Source organism: Pseudomonas sp. IT-P100 (assembly GCF_949767185.1).
Lineage (GTDB): Bacteria > Pseudomonadota > Gammaproteobacteria > Pseudomonadales > Pseudomonadaceae > Aquipseudomonas > Aquipseudomonas fluorescens_B.
Map to the genome: position 1 here is coordinate 1 of NZ_CATKQK010000014.1, position 19,177 is coordinate 19,177.

General features: G+C 55.5%; 10 protein-coding genes. 4 read left to right on the plus strand and 6 right to left on the minus strand.

Features of this window, described 5'->3' with window-relative positions:
* The 6 genes from ACM6IQ_RS14135 to ACM6IQ_RS14160 form a co-directional block, all read right to left on the minus strand.
* Positions 1-2,079: RHS repeat-associated core domain-containing protein (locus tag ACM6IQ_RS14135; RefSeq protein ID WP_414879100.1), on the minus strand; the 2,079-nt coding region annotated here is incomplete at its 3' end.
* 117 nt (positions 2,080-2,196) lie between these two features.
* On the minus strand, positions 2,197-2,574 hold the full coding sequence (locus ACM6IQ_RS14140) for a response regulator (RefSeq protein WP_017338739.1): 378 nt from the start codon (positions 2,572-2,574) through the stop codon (positions 2,197-2,199).
* Between the two features lie 77 nt (positions 2,575-2,651).
* Complete coding sequence (locus ACM6IQ_RS14145; protein WP_414879101.1) at positions 2,652-3,833, minus strand: ATP-binding protein; 1,182 nt, start codon at positions 3,831-3,833, stop codon at positions 2,652-2,654.
* Complete coding sequence (locus tag ACM6IQ_RS14150) at positions 3,827-4,420, minus strand: chemotaxis protein CheB (RefSeq protein ID WP_017338737.1); 594 nt, start codon at positions 4,418-4,420, stop codon at positions 3,827-3,829. Before ACM6IQ_RS14150 ends, ACM6IQ_RS14145 begins: the two co-directional genes overlap by 7 nt.
* Positions 4,417-5,250, minus strand: a complete 834-nt coding sequence (locus ACM6IQ_RS14155) for a CheR family methyltransferase (protein WP_017338736.1) — start codon at positions 5,248-5,250, stop codon at positions 4,417-4,419. Before ACM6IQ_RS14155 ends, ACM6IQ_RS14150 begins: the two co-directional genes overlap by 4 nt.
* The gene (locus ACM6IQ_RS14160; RefSeq protein ID WP_414879102.1) at positions 5,250-8,741 is read right to left on the minus strand and encodes a response regulator; all 3,492 of its coding nucleotides are present in this window, start codon (positions 8,739-8,741) and stop codon (positions 5,250-5,252) included. The genes ACM6IQ_RS14155 and ACM6IQ_RS14160 overlap by 1 nt, the downstream gene beginning before the upstream one ends.
* A gap of 261 nt (positions 8,742-9,002) precedes the next feature.
* Between ACM6IQ_RS14160 and ACM6IQ_RS14165 the strand changes: the two genes are divergently transcribed.
* From ACM6IQ_RS14165 to ACM6IQ_RS14180, 4 genes are all read left to right on the plus strand, one after another.
* Complete coding sequence (locus ACM6IQ_RS14165; RefSeq protein ID WP_017338734.1) at positions 9,003-9,365, plus strand: response regulator; 363 nt, start codon at positions 9,003-9,005, stop codon at positions 9,363-9,365.
* A 185-nt stretch (positions 9,366-9,550) separates the two neighbouring features.
* Positions 9,551-16,729: a hypothetical protein gene (locus ACM6IQ_RS14170; protein ID WP_414879103.1), complete on the plus strand. Its 7,179-nt coding sequence runs from the start codon at positions 9,551-9,553 to the stop codon at positions 16,727-16,729.
* 167 nt (positions 16,730-16,896) lie between these two features.
* A complete protein-coding gene (locus ACM6IQ_RS14175; RefSeq protein ID WP_414879104.1) occupies positions 16,897-18,198 on the plus strand; it encodes a glycosyltransferase in 1,302 nt (433 codons plus the stop codon).
* A gap of 50 nt (positions 18,199-18,248) precedes the next feature.
* Positions 18,249-19,151, plus strand: coding sequence for a phospholipase (locus tag ACM6IQ_RS14180; RefSeq protein ID WP_017338731.1), 903 nt, complete (start codon positions 18,249-18,251; stop codon positions 19,149-19,151).
* The last annotated feature ends 26 nt before the right edge of the window (positions 19,152-19,177 follow it).

The window sequence follows — 19,177 nt, forward strand, 5'->3', positions numbered from 1 at the left end:
TCCCCCGCGGGCCATATCCGCAATATGAGCTCCTGCCCATTTGACAGTGGATGTTCTCTGTCCAGCCGGGCCACCCTGCTCCATCAGCGATAAATCGTCACCCGCCAGTCCTTGCGCATCTACAAAGCGGACGGGGTTGTTCCCCACCATGCGATACAGATTCAATCCATCCGCTATCCCGCACGGATCCGCGTTCAACCAGCGCTGCCGCCAAGGCATGTAATACCGAAAACCGTAGTAATACAGCCCTGTCGCGTCTCGCTCATGCCCGGAATAACGGATCGTCTTGTAACGGGCCTCAACGTTTTCCCTTCCCGCCCACCAGGCTGTGGCGCCGTAGGGGTAGTACGTTTCCTGGCTGATGAGTGCAGCACCTTTGTCCAGTTCCAGCGAGCTGGAGCCTAGGTGATCGGATAGACAGTAGCGCAGCTGATTCGGGGGAATACCCCGAGCCAGGCGCTCTTCCCAACGCAGGATTTGAACGGTGCATCGGCCAGCCTGAACACTGATGACATGCAGGGTTTCATCGGGAGTTGTACGAATCTCCACGCCGGGCAGGTAGCGAGTTTCGTGGGTACGATTCAATGTTCCGGTGTAGGCTATGCGGACTTTTCGCACCCGCTGACCGTCTCCATCGTAGATATAGCTTTCCACATCGTCGGGTTCTTCTTCCCGAATCACCCGATCAACCTGACGCAAGCAGTTACATGTATCCCATTGCAGCGTCTGCCCTCGCTGAAGAGTCTTGAGATTGCCGTTGACGTCATAAGCGGCATCGATCTCATCGTCTCCTGGTCGTTCACTACCCTCACCCCACGGCAGGCTTCGGTTGCTCAAGGTTGCAACGGCCGTTCGCTCTGTCCGGTTGCCACTCTCTGCATGATGGTGCAGCACTTCCAGATTGCCGCCAGCGTCGTAATCAAACGTCTGAAGATAATTTTCCAGCTGTCTCGAGTCCGGCGGCGAGATGAACGCTGGCAAATGAGGACCTCCCGGCGCCTGGACCCGCTGCCGACCACTGGCTCCAATGAGCTGGCCAAGCGTGTCGTACTGGTAGGTATTGATGGCGGCGACGCGTTGATTACGGAAATAGCGGACCGGCTGTGCAGCGTCACTGATGCGCACCGGATTGCCCACCGGGTCGTAGTCATATGCCAGATTCTGGAACGGCGGCTCATTCGCAACTTGCGCACGCAGCGTTTTCAGCCATCCATTCTCAGGATGGAAAGTGGTGCGGGTAACAACACCGTTGCCGGCTGTTTGCTGCTCTATCTGCCCGAAGGCGTTGTAGCGGATGTCACCGACCAGAGTGATATCTTCATCGACACCGGCCAACGTCATACGTGTTTCGTACAGGTTTCCGGCCACTGTCTGGCGCTGGAATTGCTCATTGCCCAAGGCGTCTACATGGCGTACCAGTTCGCCGACGCTGTTGTAGTTCATTCGGGTGGTTGCTCTTTGAGGCTCAAGCAATTTGTCGCGCTCTGCTTCGTCTTCCGGCCAATCGGGCATCCCTAGGTGTTCAAGAAAACTTCTGGACTGTTCACGATGGGCGCCAAGGAGGCTGTATTCACAGAAGCGCCGTGTTCCAGCACTGTCGTCGTGGCGGATCAATTGGCCGCAGCGATTGTGTCGGGCGGATTCGAGAGAAGCGTCAGCATAGGCAAAACACGCCGTGCGCCGCTCTTCACCCGCCGACAATACGAAACCGCTCTCGGGGCGCATTAATGAATCGTAGGCAGTACGCAGATGGTTGAGTTTCTGGTCCCAGTCTTCCAGTCTTTGACCGGCAGCACCTGACAGGGTTAGCCGCCAGCCCGCATCCGTGTTGATGGAGAGCAATGTCCTTCCAGTCAGACTGGAGACAGTGGTTTGGTTGGCTGATTGGGATGCACCGCTTTCAAAGAGCGCAAATAGCCGCGGATCGCGGCTGAAGCTAACCCGGTTGAGGGTGTCGTGGATCTGGTGGGTAATGCGTGCCTGAGGGGCGTCTTTGTCAGACCGTCGATGATAGGCAATATCGCGTACAACAACGCGAAGAGGGTCAGTGACTGTGACTATCGGCGTTTGTCGGTGCATGACGGCTCGTCCCGGCGTTGGCATGCAGACACACGCCATAGTTTGCCGAAACATTTATTCGCCTCTGCAGGGCTATCGTCAACTGTCAGAAATTACAGGTACGCATACAACAGACGACTACGACAGCATCTCCTGCATCATCTCCTGCAACACATCCAGATCAAACGGCTTCGCCAGAATCGGCGCCTTGCGTGTGATCGGGCTGTCGGTCTCGCGGATTTCCTGCGGGTAGCCGCTGATGAAAATCACCTTGAGTTCCGGTCGCAGCTTCACGGCGGGTTCGGCGATCTGTACGCCAGAGATCCCGCCCGGCAGGCGAAAGTCGGTGATCATCATGTCCAGGTGCGGCTTGCTCGCCAGGATCTCGAAGGCCTGCTCGCCGTTTTCCGCCTGCAACACCCGGTAGCCCTCACCCGACAGATAGGCCGACAGCACCATCAGAATCGAGGGGTCATCTTCGACGATCAGTACGACGTCTTGTGCATCTTCACTCATGGGAAGCCTTTGTTCGGTCAATAGCTGCTGATACGACCCCGGGGTCGATCAGAGGTTGCGTTTATCCGGCTGTTTTCCTACAGCGGCAGACAAACGCGAAACAAGGCGCCTTCGCCAATCCGGCTCTCGACGGTGATGGAACCGCCATGGGCGGTCACAATCTGTTCTGAAATAAACAACCCCAGGCCCAGCCCGGCCACGGCATGCCTGGCCGTCACGCGCTCGAACTGCTGGAAAATACGCTTCTGGTTTTCCTGATCGATGCCGATCCCCTGATCGCGCACTTCCACCAGCGCCTGATCGCTCTCACTGTACACCTTCACGCTGATCGGGCTCTTGGCGCCGTAACGCAACGCATTGGTCAGCAGGTTGGAAATCACCTGTTCAATGCGAAATTCATCCCAGTTGCCCTGCACCGGTTGCTCGGCGTCCAGCGTGACCGAGGATTCGGCGGCATCGATCTGCGGGGCGAAATTTTGCAGCAAGTTGCGCACCAATGCCGACAGGTCGAAGCGTGTCGGGCGGATCGACAGCTTGCCGGTGCGAATGCGCGACACATCCAGCATGTCCTCGATCAGGCGGATCAGGCTTTTGATTTGCCGTTCGTCGCGGTCGACCATCGCGTGCATCTTGTCCAGGGTGAACGCCGCGGCGTTGTCCCGGGCCAGGTGCATCTTGCGCAACTGGGTTTCGAGGATCAGACCGTTGAGCGGCGTGCGCACTTCGTGGGCGACGATCGACATGAAATCATCGCGCATGCGGACGGCCTGCTGCAGTTCCTGCTGGGTACTCTGCAACTGTTCAAGCAGCGCTTGTTGTTCGCGGCGGCTCTGCTCCAGCGCTTCGACCTGTTGCTTCATGGCCTTGCTCTGGCGATACAGGTCGACGAACACGTTGACCTTGCTCTTGACCGCGTGGATATCCAGCGGCTTGTGCAGGAAGTCGACGGCGCCGCTTTCATAACCTTTGAACGCATAGTTCAGTTCACGGCCGGCGGCACTGACGAACACAATCGGAATGTTCTTGGTTTTTTCCGTGCCGCGCATCAATTCGGCGAGTTCGAAGCCGTTCATGCCAGGCATCTGCACGTCAAGAATAGCCATCGCGAATTCGTGCTGCAGCAGCAGCGACAAGGCTTCGTCGGCGGACAAGGCCTTGTAGACCATGCGGTCTTCACGCTTGATCAGCGCTTCGAGCGCCAAAAGGTTCTCCGGCAGATCGTCGACGATCAGCAGTTTGGCTTGGATGTTACTTAGCATGCTATTCGTTCCAGCTCGACAAGCAGACGGCCAATGCCGCGTAAGGGGAGAACATGGTCTGGCTGATGGGTATCCAGCGCCGCCAAGGGCATGGTCGCGACTTGGGCTTCATCCGGGTCCTGCACGATGGTCAGGCCGCCACGACGCTTGACCCTGGCCATGCCGCTTGCGCCATCGCGGTTGGCGCCGGTCAACAGGACGGCGGCCAGCGCCGGGCCGTAGGCATCGGCAGCTGACTCGAACAGGTAATCGATCGCAGGCCGCGAATAATGCACGCGGTCTTCCAGGCTCAGGGAAAAGGTGCGGTCCTGCTCCACCGACAAGTGATAGCCGGGCATGGCGAAATACAGCGTCCCGGCTTCGATCGACGTTTTGTCACGGGCTTCCTGAACACGCATGGCCACGCGTCGGGCAAACACGTCGGCCAGGTGACTGCGACGCTCGTCGGGCAGGTGCAGCACCACAATGATCGGCAGCACGAAGCCTTCACGCAGCGGGCTGAGGATACTCAGCAACGCCTCGACGCCGCCGGCTGATGCACCGATCACGATAGCCTCCACAGAAGACAACTGCGCTGCGTTGTTCATGATTTACGGTAGATCCGTTCTTGTTTGACCAAAGGCTCGAACTGGTTGCCGAAGGCCGAAAATTCCGGGGTTTCCTTGCTGCCCAGCACCAGAAAACCACGATGACAAAGGGATTCGTGGAACAACCCGAACGCCCTATCCTGAAGCTTTTTATTAAAGTAAATCAATACGTTACGACACGAAATTAACTGAGTTTCTGAAAAGACACTGTCGGTCGCCAGGCTGTGGTCAGCGAAGGTCACGTTCTCACACAGGCTCTTGTCGAAAATCGCGTAGCCGTACGCCGCCGTGTAGTAGTCGGCGAACGAACGCTGGCCACCTGCCTGCTGGTAGTTGTGAGTGTAGGCGCGGACATTCTCCATGGAGAAAATCCCCTGCTTGGCCTTGTCCAGCGAACGCGGATTGATGTCGGTGGCGTAGATAATGGTGCGATCGAGCAAACCTTCTTCGCGCAGCAGGATCGCCATCGAATAGACCTCTTCACCGGTGCTGCAACCGGCGATCCAGATCTTGATCGAGGGATAAGTCTTGAGCAGCGGCACCACTTCCCTGCGAATGGCGAGGAAGTGCGAAGGATCGCGGAACATCTCGCTGACCGGGATCGTCAGCAATTGCAGCAGCTGCATGAATGCCATTGGATCGTGCAGCACTTTCTCTTGCAGCGCCGAAATGGTGGCGCACTCGAACTGGCTCAACGCGTGGTGGACGCGACGCTTGATCGACGCGCCAGAATAATCGCGAAAGTCATAGCTGTATTTGAGGTAGATCGCCTCGATCAACAACCGCAATTCGATTTCGCTGTTTCGCTCCACTGAACTAATGCGTTCCACTAAATGCGTTCCATCTTCGGTAGCCACACGCGAATCAGCGAGAACAGGCGATCCAGGTCGATAGGCTTGGCCAGGTAATCGTTGGAACCGGCCTGCAGGCAGCGCTCCTGATCGTCCTTCATGGCCTTGGCCGTCACCGCAATGATCGGCAGCTTGCGCCAGCGTGGGTCCTGACGAATCAAGGTCGTCGCCTCAAAACCGTCCATCTCCGGCATCATCACGTCCATCAACACCAGATCGATGTCCTCTACTTCATTCAATTTCTCAATCGCTTCCCGGCCATTCCGGCCAATGACCACGATTGCACCCTTATGCTCCAGCGCGCTGGTGAGGGCGAAGATGTTGCGAACATCGTCGTCCACCAGCAGCACTTTGCGACCCTCGAAGACCTTGTCACGACTGCGCGCGGTCTTGAGCATCGTCTGCCGTTCATGGGACAACCGGGATTCGACTTTGTGCAGAAAGAGTGTGACTTCATCCAGCAAACGCTCAGGCGAGCGCGCACCCTTGATGATGATCGAGCGCGAATACTTGCGCAGCTCGGCCTCTTCGTCGCGGGTCAGGTTGCGCCCGGTGTAGACGATCACCGGCGGGAACGAACAGATATCCTCGGTCGACATGCGCTTGAGCAGATCGTTGCCGAGCATGTCCGGCAGTTTCAGGTCGATGATCATGCAGTCGAAAATCGTCGTGCGCAGCAGGTCCAGCGCATCCTGCGCCAGGCCGACGGCGGTGATTTCGATGTCCTCGTCGCCGATCAACCGGGCAATGCTGTCGCGCTGCAAATCGTCGTCTTCCACCAGCAGCACGCGCTTGACCTTCTGGGTCAGCTTGGCTTCGAGGCGGGCGAACACGTCCTTGAGCTCCTCGCGGGTGGTCGGCTTGACCGCGTAACCGATCGCGCCCATGTGCATGGCGGCTTCGACGCGATCTTCGACCGAGATCACGTGCACCGGGATGTGTCGGGTATCCGCGTGTTCCTTGAGACGTTGCAGCACGGTCAAACCTGAGTGATCCGGCAGGCGCATGTCCAGCAGGATCGCGTCGGGAATGTATTCCCTGGCCAAGTCGTAGCCTTCGTCGGCGCCATGGGCCACCAGGCACTGGTAACCCAGTTCGTGCGCCAGGTCGTAGAGAATGCGCGCGAAGTTCGGCTCGTCCTCGACCACCAGAATGCAGCGCGTCGTGAACGGCGCATTCGTGCGGTCATCGTTGAAGCGCGGGATGTCGACTTCGGCAATCAGCGGCGCCAGCGCAGCGGGTGCGATTTTCGGCGTCATGACCACCGGTGAAGCCTTCATCGGCTCGATCGGCGTGTCGCCCGGTTCAACATACTGCTGCGGCAAGACCAGGGTAAACACACTGCCCTGCCCCGGTTCGCTGGTGACGCTGATGGAACCGCCAAGCAAGGCCGCCAGGTCACGAGAAATCGACAGGCCCAGCCCCGTGCCGCCATAACGACGATTGGTGGTGCCATCGGCCTGGCGGAACGCTTCGAAGATACTTTCCTGCTGATCCGCGGCAATGCCAATCCCCGAGTCGCGGACGATAAACGCCACGCCTTCGTTTGGCTGACTGGCCACTGTCAGGCTGACCGAACCTTGCTCGGTGAACTTCACCGCGTTGGACAGCAAATTCTTGATCACCTGCTCCAGACGCTGACGGTCAGTGAAGATCATCGTCGGCGCGCCGGGTTGCAGATCAACCTGGAAATCCAGCTTCTTGTCCGTGGCCATCGGCTGGAACATTCCGCGCAAACCGTCGACCAGACGGGCGACGCTGGTGTTCTCCGGACGCACCTCAAGCTTGCCGGCCTCGACCTTGGAAATGTCGAGGATGTCGTTGATCAGGTTCAGCAGATCGTTACCGGCCGAATAGATCGACTCGGCGAACTTGACCTGCTCGGCGGTGAGGTTTTCCTGAGGGTTTTCCGCCAGCAGCTTGGCCAGGATCAACGAACTGTTCAGCGGTGTGCGCAGTTCGTGGGACATGTTGGCAAGGAACTCGGATTTGTATTTGCTCGAGCGCTGCAACTCTTCGGCGCGTTCTTCAAGCTGAGTCTGGGCCTGATTGAGCTCGGTGTTTTTCAGGTCCATGGCATCGCGCTGCTCGGCGAGGATCTGCGCCTGGTCGGCGAGCTGTTCGTTGGTCTGTTCCAGCTCGACCTGCTGGGTTTCCAGATGCGCCTGGGATTCCTTGAGAATCCGTGATTGCTCTTCCAGCTCTTCGTTGGCCGTCTTGAGCTCTTCCTGCTGGACTTGCAGCTCTTCATTGAGCTGCTGGGTTTCGGCCAGCACCTCCTGCAGGCGCTGGCGATAGCGTGCTGCCTCGATCGAAGTGCCGATATTGCCGGCGATCAGCTCGAGGAGTTCGACGTCGCGGTCGTTCAACGGACGCAAAAAGCCCAGTTCAATGACACCGTTGACCCGATCGTCATCGCTGGTAGGCACGACCAGCACACTGTGCGGCAGGCCTTCACCGAGACCGGAGGTGACTTTGAAATAGTCGCTCGGAACGTGGTCAAGCCGGATCAGGCGCGCCTGTTGCGCCACCTGGCCAACAATCCCTTCATCGCTGTAAATCTGCTGATTGCGTTCTTCCTGCTCCCGGGAAAAGCCGTAGGAAGCCACCCGCTTGAGGCCGCCGTGTTCTTCACGCACATAAATAGCCGCGACGGCCGTGCCCAGGTATTGCGCACAAAACTGCAGAATATTGCGACCCAGCATATTCAGGGACAATTGCCCCAGCACCTGCTCGGCCAGCTCGGTCTGACCGTTACGCAGCCATGCCTGCTGTTCCAGGCGCTGAGCACTGGCTTGTTGCGCGGCCAGCGTGGCGCTATAACTTTGCGACAGGTTGAGCAAATCCCGTCGGCCGATATAAGCCAGCAACGCGCTGATACCGAGGATGAACACCAGGTATAGGCTAATGCTCCAGATCGTGGTGCGGCGCACTTCTTCGTTGCGCGCGGTGCGCAACTGCTGCTCCATGTCGATCACATCTTCGAATTGCTTGCGGATCTCGTCGGTCAGGCGTTTGCCGCGCCCGGCCTGAACGGCGCTGCGGTAATCACCGCCGGCGCGCTGCAGGTCGATCATGTTTTGCGCATACGTAGCCCACTCATTCTGCAAGGCCTGGAGCCTTTGCAGCCGATCCGTTTGTACCGAGTTGTCCGCAGTGAGTTCAAGCAAGGTCTTGACCGCCACCGCGACTCTCGGCCGGGCGGTTTCGTAGGGTTCGAGGAACTTCTCGTCGCCCGTGAGGAGGAAGCCACGCATGCCGGTTTCAAGATCAACGGTCAGCTTCACCGCTTCATTGGCGTTATTGATCACCCGGTCGGTGTGCTCGACCCATTGGATCACCGACAGCAAATAAGTGATCAGCGAAACAAAGAACACCGCACTGAGTACGCCGACGCCCAATGGCAGGCTGACGTTGCGGCTCAGGAGTTTACGGAATCGTTGCTCGTCAACCGAGGACGCGGTGGTCATGGGGAGGCCTTGTCGAACTGTTGAAAACCAAGGAGTTTGCCCCAAATCCGCCGGTTTGATCCATTTTTCTGACGTGTTTTCGCGCAAAATCCTACATTCAGCTGCTCCAGCACATGGGAGCGGTTATCCTTGCCGGCCCGTATGCGGCTATTCTTTTTATGGCGTGGCCGGGAACTTGTCGGGTTCCTTCACTTACTCATGCTAGAGCCCGGTGTTTTTGATCGACCGGCCACCGCGAATTCAACTGTTGAGAGCCCCCTTATGTCCGCCGATAAATCCATAATCCTGGTCGTCGAAGACGACGCCATCGTGCGCATGCTGATAGTCGATGTCCTCGATGAACTGGAATTCAAGGTGCTCGAGGCTGACGGGTGCGAACAGGCGCTGGAGTTTCTCAACGATGAAGATCAGCACATCGACCTGATGATGACCGACGTCGGGTTGCCGGTGATGGATGGTCGTGAACTGGCCACACAGGCACGCATGGTTCGCCCCGAGTTGCCGATCCTGTTTGCCAGCGGTTATGCCGAAAGCATAGAAGTACCTCAAGGGATGCATGTGATCGGGAAGCCGTTTTCCATTGACCAGTTGCGGGACAAGGTCAAAGGCATTCTCGGCAAATGAAGAGCTGAGCCATGCGTTGCGGTGTTCATTGCGAAGAACACGTATGGATAAAACCCGATGATTCACAAATAGTCTCATCATTTTTCAAATAGACAGATCGCCTATCTTTCGCGGCCCGATGCCTTGACTGCCTGTTACCGAGGGCAGTCCAGGTTTTTCTCATTCCGCGTATAGATAGAGTCCTCATGCACACGGCCAATGCAACCGCTACAGCTCGCTCCACTTCTGCGACCCCGTTTGAAACAGCACCTCCCCTGCCCCGCAACAGATTCTCCGAAGCGAAAACGCGGTCCAGCCCGACAGTAAAAGCATTCGAAGTACCGTTTGATCAAGTCAGGTCAGGGAGTACTCCCCCCATTGATCCGGACGCTCCGATCCCACCTCCGGTGTACTCAGGCACCAACAGCACCGCAGAGGGTTTGAAACAATGCTCAATATTTGACCAGTCTTCTCTTGAAAGGAAATGGTCATCGATCCAGAGTCAATTGCGAAACCAACCTGTCTCTGAGAAAGAATTTATACAAATACTCCGATCCGGCATTCTGCAAACTGACACGGGTAAATCGCTGGTGCCATTGCTCGTACCGGCCGTCATGGATTGGATCATCCCGGCGGCCGGGCTCTCTCGAGAAGACTTCGCAGAAACCATCTGCTGCCTGCCCCCTGAAAAATGGGCCGGTTCGCTCGGAGAAAACTTCAATTTTCCCCATGACACCAAAGGCAAAAGTGTTCATGGATTTATCCAGACGCAACTGGAATTAACCCGGTCGCAGCGAAATCAGAAAATCGCCGACGGCGAATTGCTCGACAATGACACTTGGAAGGCATTGCGAACGTTCACGAAAGAAGCGGTCTCGTCCCTTCATGAGGGGAAGTTGAAGGTCCTGAGCGAGGCATTCGAGGAGTTCAATGAGGCTCGCCCCTCGACACAGCAAGTCAAAATGTTGATGGCTAAATTCGTTTCCGAGTTTGTCAAAGAAATAGAGGAACCCACCCCGGGCATGCGCCATGTTTGGTCGGAAAGCTTTCCGGGCGCAGTACACAAGCTGCACAAGCAGTTAATGGCGATTGAAATTATCGACAACCAGCCTCAGCGGAGTTGGCTTGAGAATACTGTCGAGCTCGGAAAACTCGGTGTAAACATCGCAAATTCCGGGTTACTGGCCGCTCGTGACATGCTCTTTGGTGTTGAGTCTGAGCCAGGCTCCGAAGTAGCGCCACGGCAATCCCGGCTACTCCTGGACATGCAGGAAGTCGAAACGAAGTCTCGTTTTCATCACGACGTAGGCACCACACCGCTGAGCCATGACGGAAGTCTCGCGCAAGCACTCGTGTATACATTAAATGCAGTTAATGGACTTGGGGGAGACACAGCCCTTCGAGCAGGTTTGTCTTATGCGCTCAATCGGGTCGCGGATCCGGTAATGCCGACCGCCCCCAGCGATATCATCCCGACAGACGTTCAGCCTGTATCCATCCCCCCCTTGCCTGCCACCTCAGAAAAAGCCGCAACTGAGGTGAATGACTTTTTCGCATCCTCGAACCTCCAAACCGCCTCCCGCTCAGACGACCGCAACCCTGTCGAGACGGATTCTGCGTCATCGCCCACGCCTGATGCATCCCCGGCGGCGCCCTCCGCAGCGCCAGAGATGGGCACGCTGGAGCAGTTGACTCAAACGGTTCGCGATCTCTTGGCGACAATCAAAGACCCCCTCGTGTTTCCGTCAGCCGCGGCCGCAGATTCGGTCATTACCTTATCCGAAGAACAGAGCGCGATGCTGTCCAGTTTGGGACAACAAGCCGTCTATGGACGAACCGTTGAGTCTGTCCCCTCCTTGTGGGAAAAACTCGGCCCATACCTCTACGAAGCACTCTCAAGAGTCTCTGAGTTCATTACCAGTAATGCGCCATTGGCTGGTGCTGCAGCAACTCAATTTGCCACTCATGCCCTCGGGGCTGGAGCGGCAGCCACTCAACTTGCCAGGGATAATCCGGGGACAAGCGTCACTGCCGCCTTTATGGCCGCCTCGGCTGTTTATAACCAGTACTGTCAGCTGTTCCCCGACCATTCTCCTGGCGAAATCACCCTCGATATTGAAAGTCCAGCCTTGCATCAGGAGTTGCTGGAGGATGAAGTAGAAAGGATTCTGGAAGCCCCCGTCGCCAACGGGCAGCCCTCCCTGTCAGACGCCATCCTCGAGCTGATGTACGAATCCCCGGAGCAGAACCTGCTCAATGACGATCAACTGATCAATCAGGTTGCGCTGTTGTTACAACAGCCAAGCTCGCAGGCGCCCGAGAAAACCTATTTCGAGTTGATTCATGACGCGCAGATAGCCACCCATGATCACGAGGCGCCTGTTCAAGCAGATTCCCCGTCGGGCTCTAAAAGAGTCAAGCGCGACGCAGAAACGGTGCTCGTGTCAGCCGACCTTCAAGGCGATGACGTTGAACCGACTCTTGACCTCGAAGAAAACGATTCGACTCAAGTCGCGCGTCTGACTGAATACCTTCAAAAGATGGAAGAACCAAAAAACCCGGATATCGATGCGTACGAAGCCGTCGATAACAGTCCGGCGGATTCGCCGATTGACGCTGCAACGCAAGTGATCGGTTTGCTGCGCAGAAAACGCAATGTGACCTGGATGGACTCTTCGCGGGCCGCGGGCGACAGGGAGCTGATTCCCCGCTACACCGAGGCGTTGCTGCGTTCTGTTGAGGAGCCGACTCTCGCCCCACACGTTTCGGTGCCGAGTCATTCAAGCTTTGGTCGGTGTTGGTCGAATGTTGTCGGGGCTTTCCAAAACCCGTTTTTTTTAGAGTGGATCACTCAGGTCGGTCTGGACGTTAGTACAGTCAGAGTAAACCCCATGGACGGTACCCTGACCGGTGTCGCAAAAGGCACGGCTTACGGGTGTTCGCTGACTGACCACTCCGGATGGGCTGATGTTGCCGGGCCAATACTCAGGGCGATCAAAGTCGTTAACCCAAAAAATGAACGGATGTTTAGTCCATTATCTTCACAAGCACCCTTGTCGCTTATCAGAGATTTTCATGGCGAAACTCAGCCTCCGACCGTCACTGACGCACGACTGCGCATCAGTGAACTGAATGCCGCCCAGGCGTTTTCGCCCGTAAACGCTGACGACCCCAGATCGGAAGTATCATCTAAACGCATGAAGCAACAATTGGGTGATCTGTACACCCATAGTTATCTGGTGGGGAGCTTGGCTGCCCTTATTAAAGACAAAACTGATTGGACAATCCTTGACCTCAACGATTGTTCCATGTCCGTGCATCCAGATTCATCATTCGCCAATGAATACCCGGCAGAAGCCCGACGCGCGATCAGCGTGCGCCGGTTCATCAGCGACATACCATGGAAACTGCCTACAACCGTGGCGGAGGTCCGCAACCTGATTGAAGTGGTGACCTTCAACCTCCCTGCCGGCCCAGAGAATGGTAACTTCCGCGGCGCGCTGAACAACCCTGTCCCTCCATCGCCTGCACAACGACAACTCATCAGCGAAACGGCCAGTCAGCTCAAGCCAGGCTTGGTCGGCAGCTTGTATGACCATCTATGGCTAGGCCTGCCAGTCAACGACCCTGCACACGTATTGAACCAGCTACTGAACAGCGAGAGCGCCGATAGGTGGGGCCGTGCGCTGGGGGCGAAACTTGGGGCAATTACGACACCCTCCAGCGAAAAAGAATGGGTGATGACAGCGTTGTTACTTGAACTGGATGCCACGCCAGGCGAGCCGCGTAACCATGTGGGTGGATACAACCTGACTCAGGAAGCCAACTGGGGCACAAAGCCGTCGACAGTTGTCACCCGCCTTGCAAATCATCTTGCAGCCAGCGGCAAAGTCACCTCGAGAATGGCCCCCGTCGCCGCGCACCACTTGTTATTGGCCAACGCACCAGAATTTCTTGTCAGGAGCATGCCTGACAACCTGGTCTGCGGGTCCCACACCTGGGCAACGCTGCGGATGGCGGCAGCCAGAATTGAACAGATCAGCCCCGGCACTGTGCCCGAAATGACCTTTGCACAAGTCATGGCGTATGGCGCAACCGAGCCGATTAACGTAGGTGAGGAAATCGCAGCGCAAATGTTGTCTGTGGATCCGCTTATTGATTGGGCGATATCCCAAGGAGTTATCCAGCAAAGCCCGACTGATATCTATTCAAAAGAGCAACTTGAAATTGCTCGTGAAAAATTTCAGACAAATACAGACCAACTCGCCAAGGCTCAGGAATACCTGACAGCGTCCATGCCCTCAAGAACAGAGATCGCACGGGCAGAACTGATTCGGGTTTTCGGCAAGGACTATCCATTCGAAGAAAAAGTGCTTTTAAAAGCCGATCGGCCGGGATCCGAAACAGAAATTTATTATTCAATGCTGGACCTTTACATCACTGGAAAGCTGACGTCCTTTGAGTATTACTCCACCAGTGACGATTTACCGTTCGCTCAATTCCGATCCAGGCTGAGCCTGCTGAAGCCGGTTGGGCCAATATTTGAAAAACAATTTACTGACTACTTTACCAATGCTCGCACTGGCTCAAAAACGGCAATTATGGAGTTATTTTCCAATTTGCCGTCGGAAGACCGGAAGATCCTACAATATGGTAAACAGCGTTACTTTACGTTGAGGAGCGCAGCGACGGTACCTTTAAACCAACAAACAGAAGAGATAATAAAACCCCTGGTAGCCCACAAGGGAATATTGGTTCAGGCCAAACTCGGACAAAAAATCTGTTACTACGAAATTTTCCCCTCCGCGGGGCAGATCCGTAAACGAACAGACCTTCCTAATAACTTGCCTCTGGATGGAAAGATACAGAACGTACACGCCACCAATAACCCCAGAATTGTAAAAGCGCAAGTTGCAACATCGCAAAATTTCGACTGGAGCGCTTATAAAGACGGCACCCCCCCACAGAGTGGGGTCAGCTCAGCCGTCATAATAGAGGAACTCATTCCCAAGGAAAAGCGCGTGTGGTTCAAACCGGGCAGCTTTGACGTGACTACCGTAGCGAACATGCATGCTTCTGACACTAACGTGCGCTTTATGGCTTCTACATTGGTTGAAGAACACTTCATGCCCGGGCGCGAAGAGCTGTATTCACTTGCCAGAGGCATCACCGACACAGAGCAAATTGCTGAAACGGACCGCGTGATCAACGAGTTCCTTTTAGGCTTGGTACCGTTCAAATCATGCATCGAGAATGCAATGCAAGGTAACGTTAGAGGCGCAGTGCTGGACTGCGAGCTAGACGTATTAGGCTTCGTTATTCCAGGCGTTGGCGCCACTGGAAAAATCGCTAAAGTTGTAAAGTCCGGCGCAAATTTCATTCCTAAAGCCCTGAAGACCACCTGGATTGCCAGCAGCACCCTGGTCTCCTCGGCGAATCCGTTCGATGGTCTAGGGAAACTCGCAAGAACCGCAATAAACTCGGTGTGTCAATTGGGTGTGGACGCTTATCGCGCAGCCAGAATAGGAATAGGTCAGAGCAGAAAACTCTTCGGCATTTCAAAGGCCATAAACTCGGCTGACCTGTCAAAACGCGCGGACATTACCAGCGGAACCTTCAAAGCCGCAGCATCCGGAAGTCAGGCCGCCCCCATCACGGCGCTATTTAAAGACGGCAAATGGTACGCGTTTGATACGACCCGCAGCCGGCCCTACGGTCCACCGCTGGAAAACTTCATGCCCGACAGCTCCATCCCGTTGCAACGTACAACATTCAGCGACGGGACAAACCCTCTCACACCTTCAAGACTTTTCGACACCGAATCGCACGTCATACAGCGTACAACGGGGGTTGATGTTGTGGTGGGCGATAAGGTTTATCGGTTTGACCCGAAACATCCCGAAGCCCTGAACGACATAGCATCACCGGCTTATTTCAAGGACCTTGAGGGATTCGAGGCGATTTGCAGTGGGGGTAGATCCAAGCGAGCAACAAGTAACTGTTTCTCAAAAATGATTTCCAGCGTCCGCTCCGTCGCGGGAAAAAGAGCACAAGCGCTTGAACATAAGCGTCTGTATCCGCGACCGGCAGAACAAGGCGTCGATCCCCGGGTAGTTCATGAGCGACGTATATACAAGTGTAATTACGATTACACGAACTGCAGACCAGAAGAATTGACAGTGCCTCTACAATTCAAAGCGACCACTACAGGCAGCATCATTAAAAATGACCACTTCGGATTTGCAGGCACATATATCGATAACGACGTTAACGCTGCGACCCGCGTCGTCAAAATTAACGATATTATTCATGGACTTTCTGATGCTCGTGAAGTAAGAGCGTTTTTTGTACGCGGCCAGAACACCTACTTAGTGGCAGAAGTAGACACTGGGCTATTTTACTTTTGCAAATATGACGGAAGGATAACCAACAACGTCGTATTTACACGTATCAGCCACTCAGATACGGGCCTTGGAAAGGCCCTTATTACGGACTATCACCAACTCAAGGACCCTTTTATTGAGGCCGCAGCCAAGCTCCTGCCTAATGGCCAACTCCTGCCTAAAAACGATTTCATCCTATTGCCAACTATAGATTCATTGTATCGCGACCTGGAGGCAACCAACAGACTAAGCCCTGCAGATCTGGCAGATTTCAAAAGAAAAATGTTACGATTAACAGATGAACAAAAGCGCGACCTTGTCGTGACGGCCTTGAAAAATAATATCGGAAACTTCAATGTCGAGATTGTCATTCCAGCGATAAAAATCGAAACGATGCCCAAGCCTCCTGCCTTTAACATGTTAGCGCAAGCCAGTAAAAACCGTTTATACGCGGATTACGCAAAAGAGCAGGTGCTCAAACAAGTTGAGGCGACCGGGCTTGGACCGTTTAATCAGCGCAACTCCGGCGATCCCATTGATGTACAGCGGGTGGAGCTCACCCAGCCGGTCGTTTTATGGGAGTACTCCAGGTGGGGTAAACCCGATACTGTTGAGGTGTTACTCAAAACCGGTGCCGGAAACTGTGACCATATGGCCAAAGTGTCCATGGAGATCATTCAGAGGAATGGCGGGGCCGCCAGAGTTTGGCACATGAACGGCCATGCCTTCACAATGGTAGGCGGACCGTCGGGGCCTACTCCTGTAACGCGCCACTTTACCGAGCCTGAGTTCGACAACGCGTATATCACCGATTCATGGGCAGGAATCAGTTGTCGTGCACGTGATTACACAACGCAACTCAAAGCCCAAATGGCGACCTGGGCAAACGAAGGTAAGATGATCATCACTACCGACAACAGTGTGACGCCCCCCAACACAGGATGGGCGGACCCAACGGGTCCACTATGGACTGCTGCCATCAACGGGCTGAAAACCGCGTAATCGTAAAGACGGCTAATTAACGTCCTGCCAATATTGTCCAGCACGACGCTCCTGCTCGGGAGCGTCCACCCATTCAGTACGCTTCAAACACCGAAACCACATGGCCTATGGTTTAATTACTGCCCCTCGTACACCTTGCTCTCTACCTGCCTCAAGGAACACCCCTCATGACTCCCCCCCGCGCCACCAAAGTCCTGGTTATCGGCTACGTCTGGCCCGAGCCTCGCTCTTCAGCCGCCGGCGGGTATGTGATGCAACTGCTCGGAGTTTTCCTGCAACAAGGCTGGGACGTGACATTCAGCAGCCCGGCCGGTTCTGGCGAGCATCAGGAGGATCTGACGGCGCTGGGCATTCGTGAAGTGCCTATCGAACTGAACAACAGCAGTTTCGACACATTTGTCCGCGAACTGGCACCGAATATCGTGCTGTTCGAACAATTCATGATGGAAGAACAGTTCGGCTGGCGTGTCGAGAAGCACTGCCCTGATGCCTTGCGTGTGCTCGGCACGCAGGATTTGCAGAGCCTGCGCCATGCGCGGCATCAACGACTCAAGGACCGGTTGAAAGCCAGTGACAATGACACTGACTTCAGTGAACTGTTCGCGCCGGCCTTGCGTGAAGAATTCGAGCTGATGGCCGATACCGACCTGGCCAAACGGGAGATTGCGGCGCTGTATCGCTGCGACCTGAACCTGATGATTTCCGAAGTGGAAATCGAGCTGTTGGTCGAGCAGTTCAACGTGCCACGCAACCTGTTGCACTGGTGCCCGCTGATGGTCGATGTACCCGACAGCCCGCCCGCACCGTTCGAAGATCGCGGGCACTTTATCCATATCGGCAACTTTCGCCATGCGCCCAACTGGGATGCGGTGCTCTGGCTGAAAACCACGATCTGGCCGCTGATTCGCGAGCAGTTGCCCACTGCGCAATTGCACATCTACGGGGCCTATACGCCGCCCAAAGCGACGGCCCTGCATAATGCGGCCCAGGGTTTCCATGTCATGAACTGGGCGGAAGATGCGTTGCAAGTGATGTCGGCGGCGCGGGTATGCCTGGCACCTTTGCGTTTCGGTGCGGGTATCAAAGGCAAGATCGTCGATGCAATGATCTGCGGTACGCCAAATGTCACCACACCGATCGGCGCCGAAGCCATGCATGGCAACGGCCCTTGGCCGGGCGCGGTGACCCGTACGGCGCGCGAGTTCGCGGATTGTGCGGTGCAACTCTATAAAGACCAGGCGCAATGGTCGAACGCCCAGACTGTTGGCCTGGAACTGCTCGCCGACCGTTACCAGGTACACACTCACGGTCCGGCGTTGATTGCACGACTCGAGTATTGCCAACAGCATTTGGCGCAACTTAGACGGGACAACTTTACCGGCAGCATGTTGCGTCACCATCAACACAAAAGCACTCAATACATGGCGCAATGGATTGAAGCGAAAAATCGAACTAAAGAAGACACTTGATCGTTAGAATCGTCTCATCTGACGATTAACCCACTGTGCAAGGACGCACTATGAATAACGATATGAATCGACTTCTGCCCGCCTTTCCCTATGACACTCAATATTTCACAGCCCACAACTGGATGACCCAACTTCCCGTTATTGATGCACTTTCGCTTGCGGAACTGGTTTTGCCCGGCGCCCATAATGCCGGCGTGGATAAAAAGGCTTCCTATGCGGCGCCGGGCATCAGTCACTGGGCCGCTTGTCAGACCCATTCGTTTTATTATCAATTGACCCACGGCGCACGTGCGCTCGACTTGCGGCTTGAGTATGAAATCGGCAGCAATGGTGTCGGAACATTCTGGTTTCAGCACAACGGTTTTCGCTCTTCCCGCTCTCTGGAAAACCTGATCACGAGCGTGATCCGGTTTCTGCAGGAAAATCCCGAAGAATTCATCGTTCTCGATTTTCATCAGCTGAATACAGGCGACCAGCGCCTTGGCTATCAGGAGTTCAACCGCCTGCTGATGACACATCTGGGTGATCGGATAATTCCTTACAGAAATGCGAGCCTGACCCTCGGTCAATTGAAACGGGCCAGTCACGCCCAGCGTGTGCTGGTTGCGGCCGAATATCACCCGGCATTCGATGCAACCTTGTTCAGTCGGTCCATCCAGCACGAATGGAGCGGGATCGGGACGACCAGCATCAGTGAGCTCAACGCGCATATCACTCGGGTGATGAAATACCCGCCATCCGGCAATCTGCCGTGGTCACTCTCCGCGACCAGTTACCATGCAGCGGGCGGTCCGGTGAACATCCGCGAGCAGCTTGATCAATGGTTCGACCCTGCGGCGAGGGATTGGGTTCTGAAGAGCAGTATTATCAATGCGGATTTTTTTGAAACGTCGAATCTGGTAGGCCATTGCCGGACGGCCAACCTGATCAAGGCAAACGCCTACAGCCATTAACTTGTGCAAATGTTTCCGTCACTGGC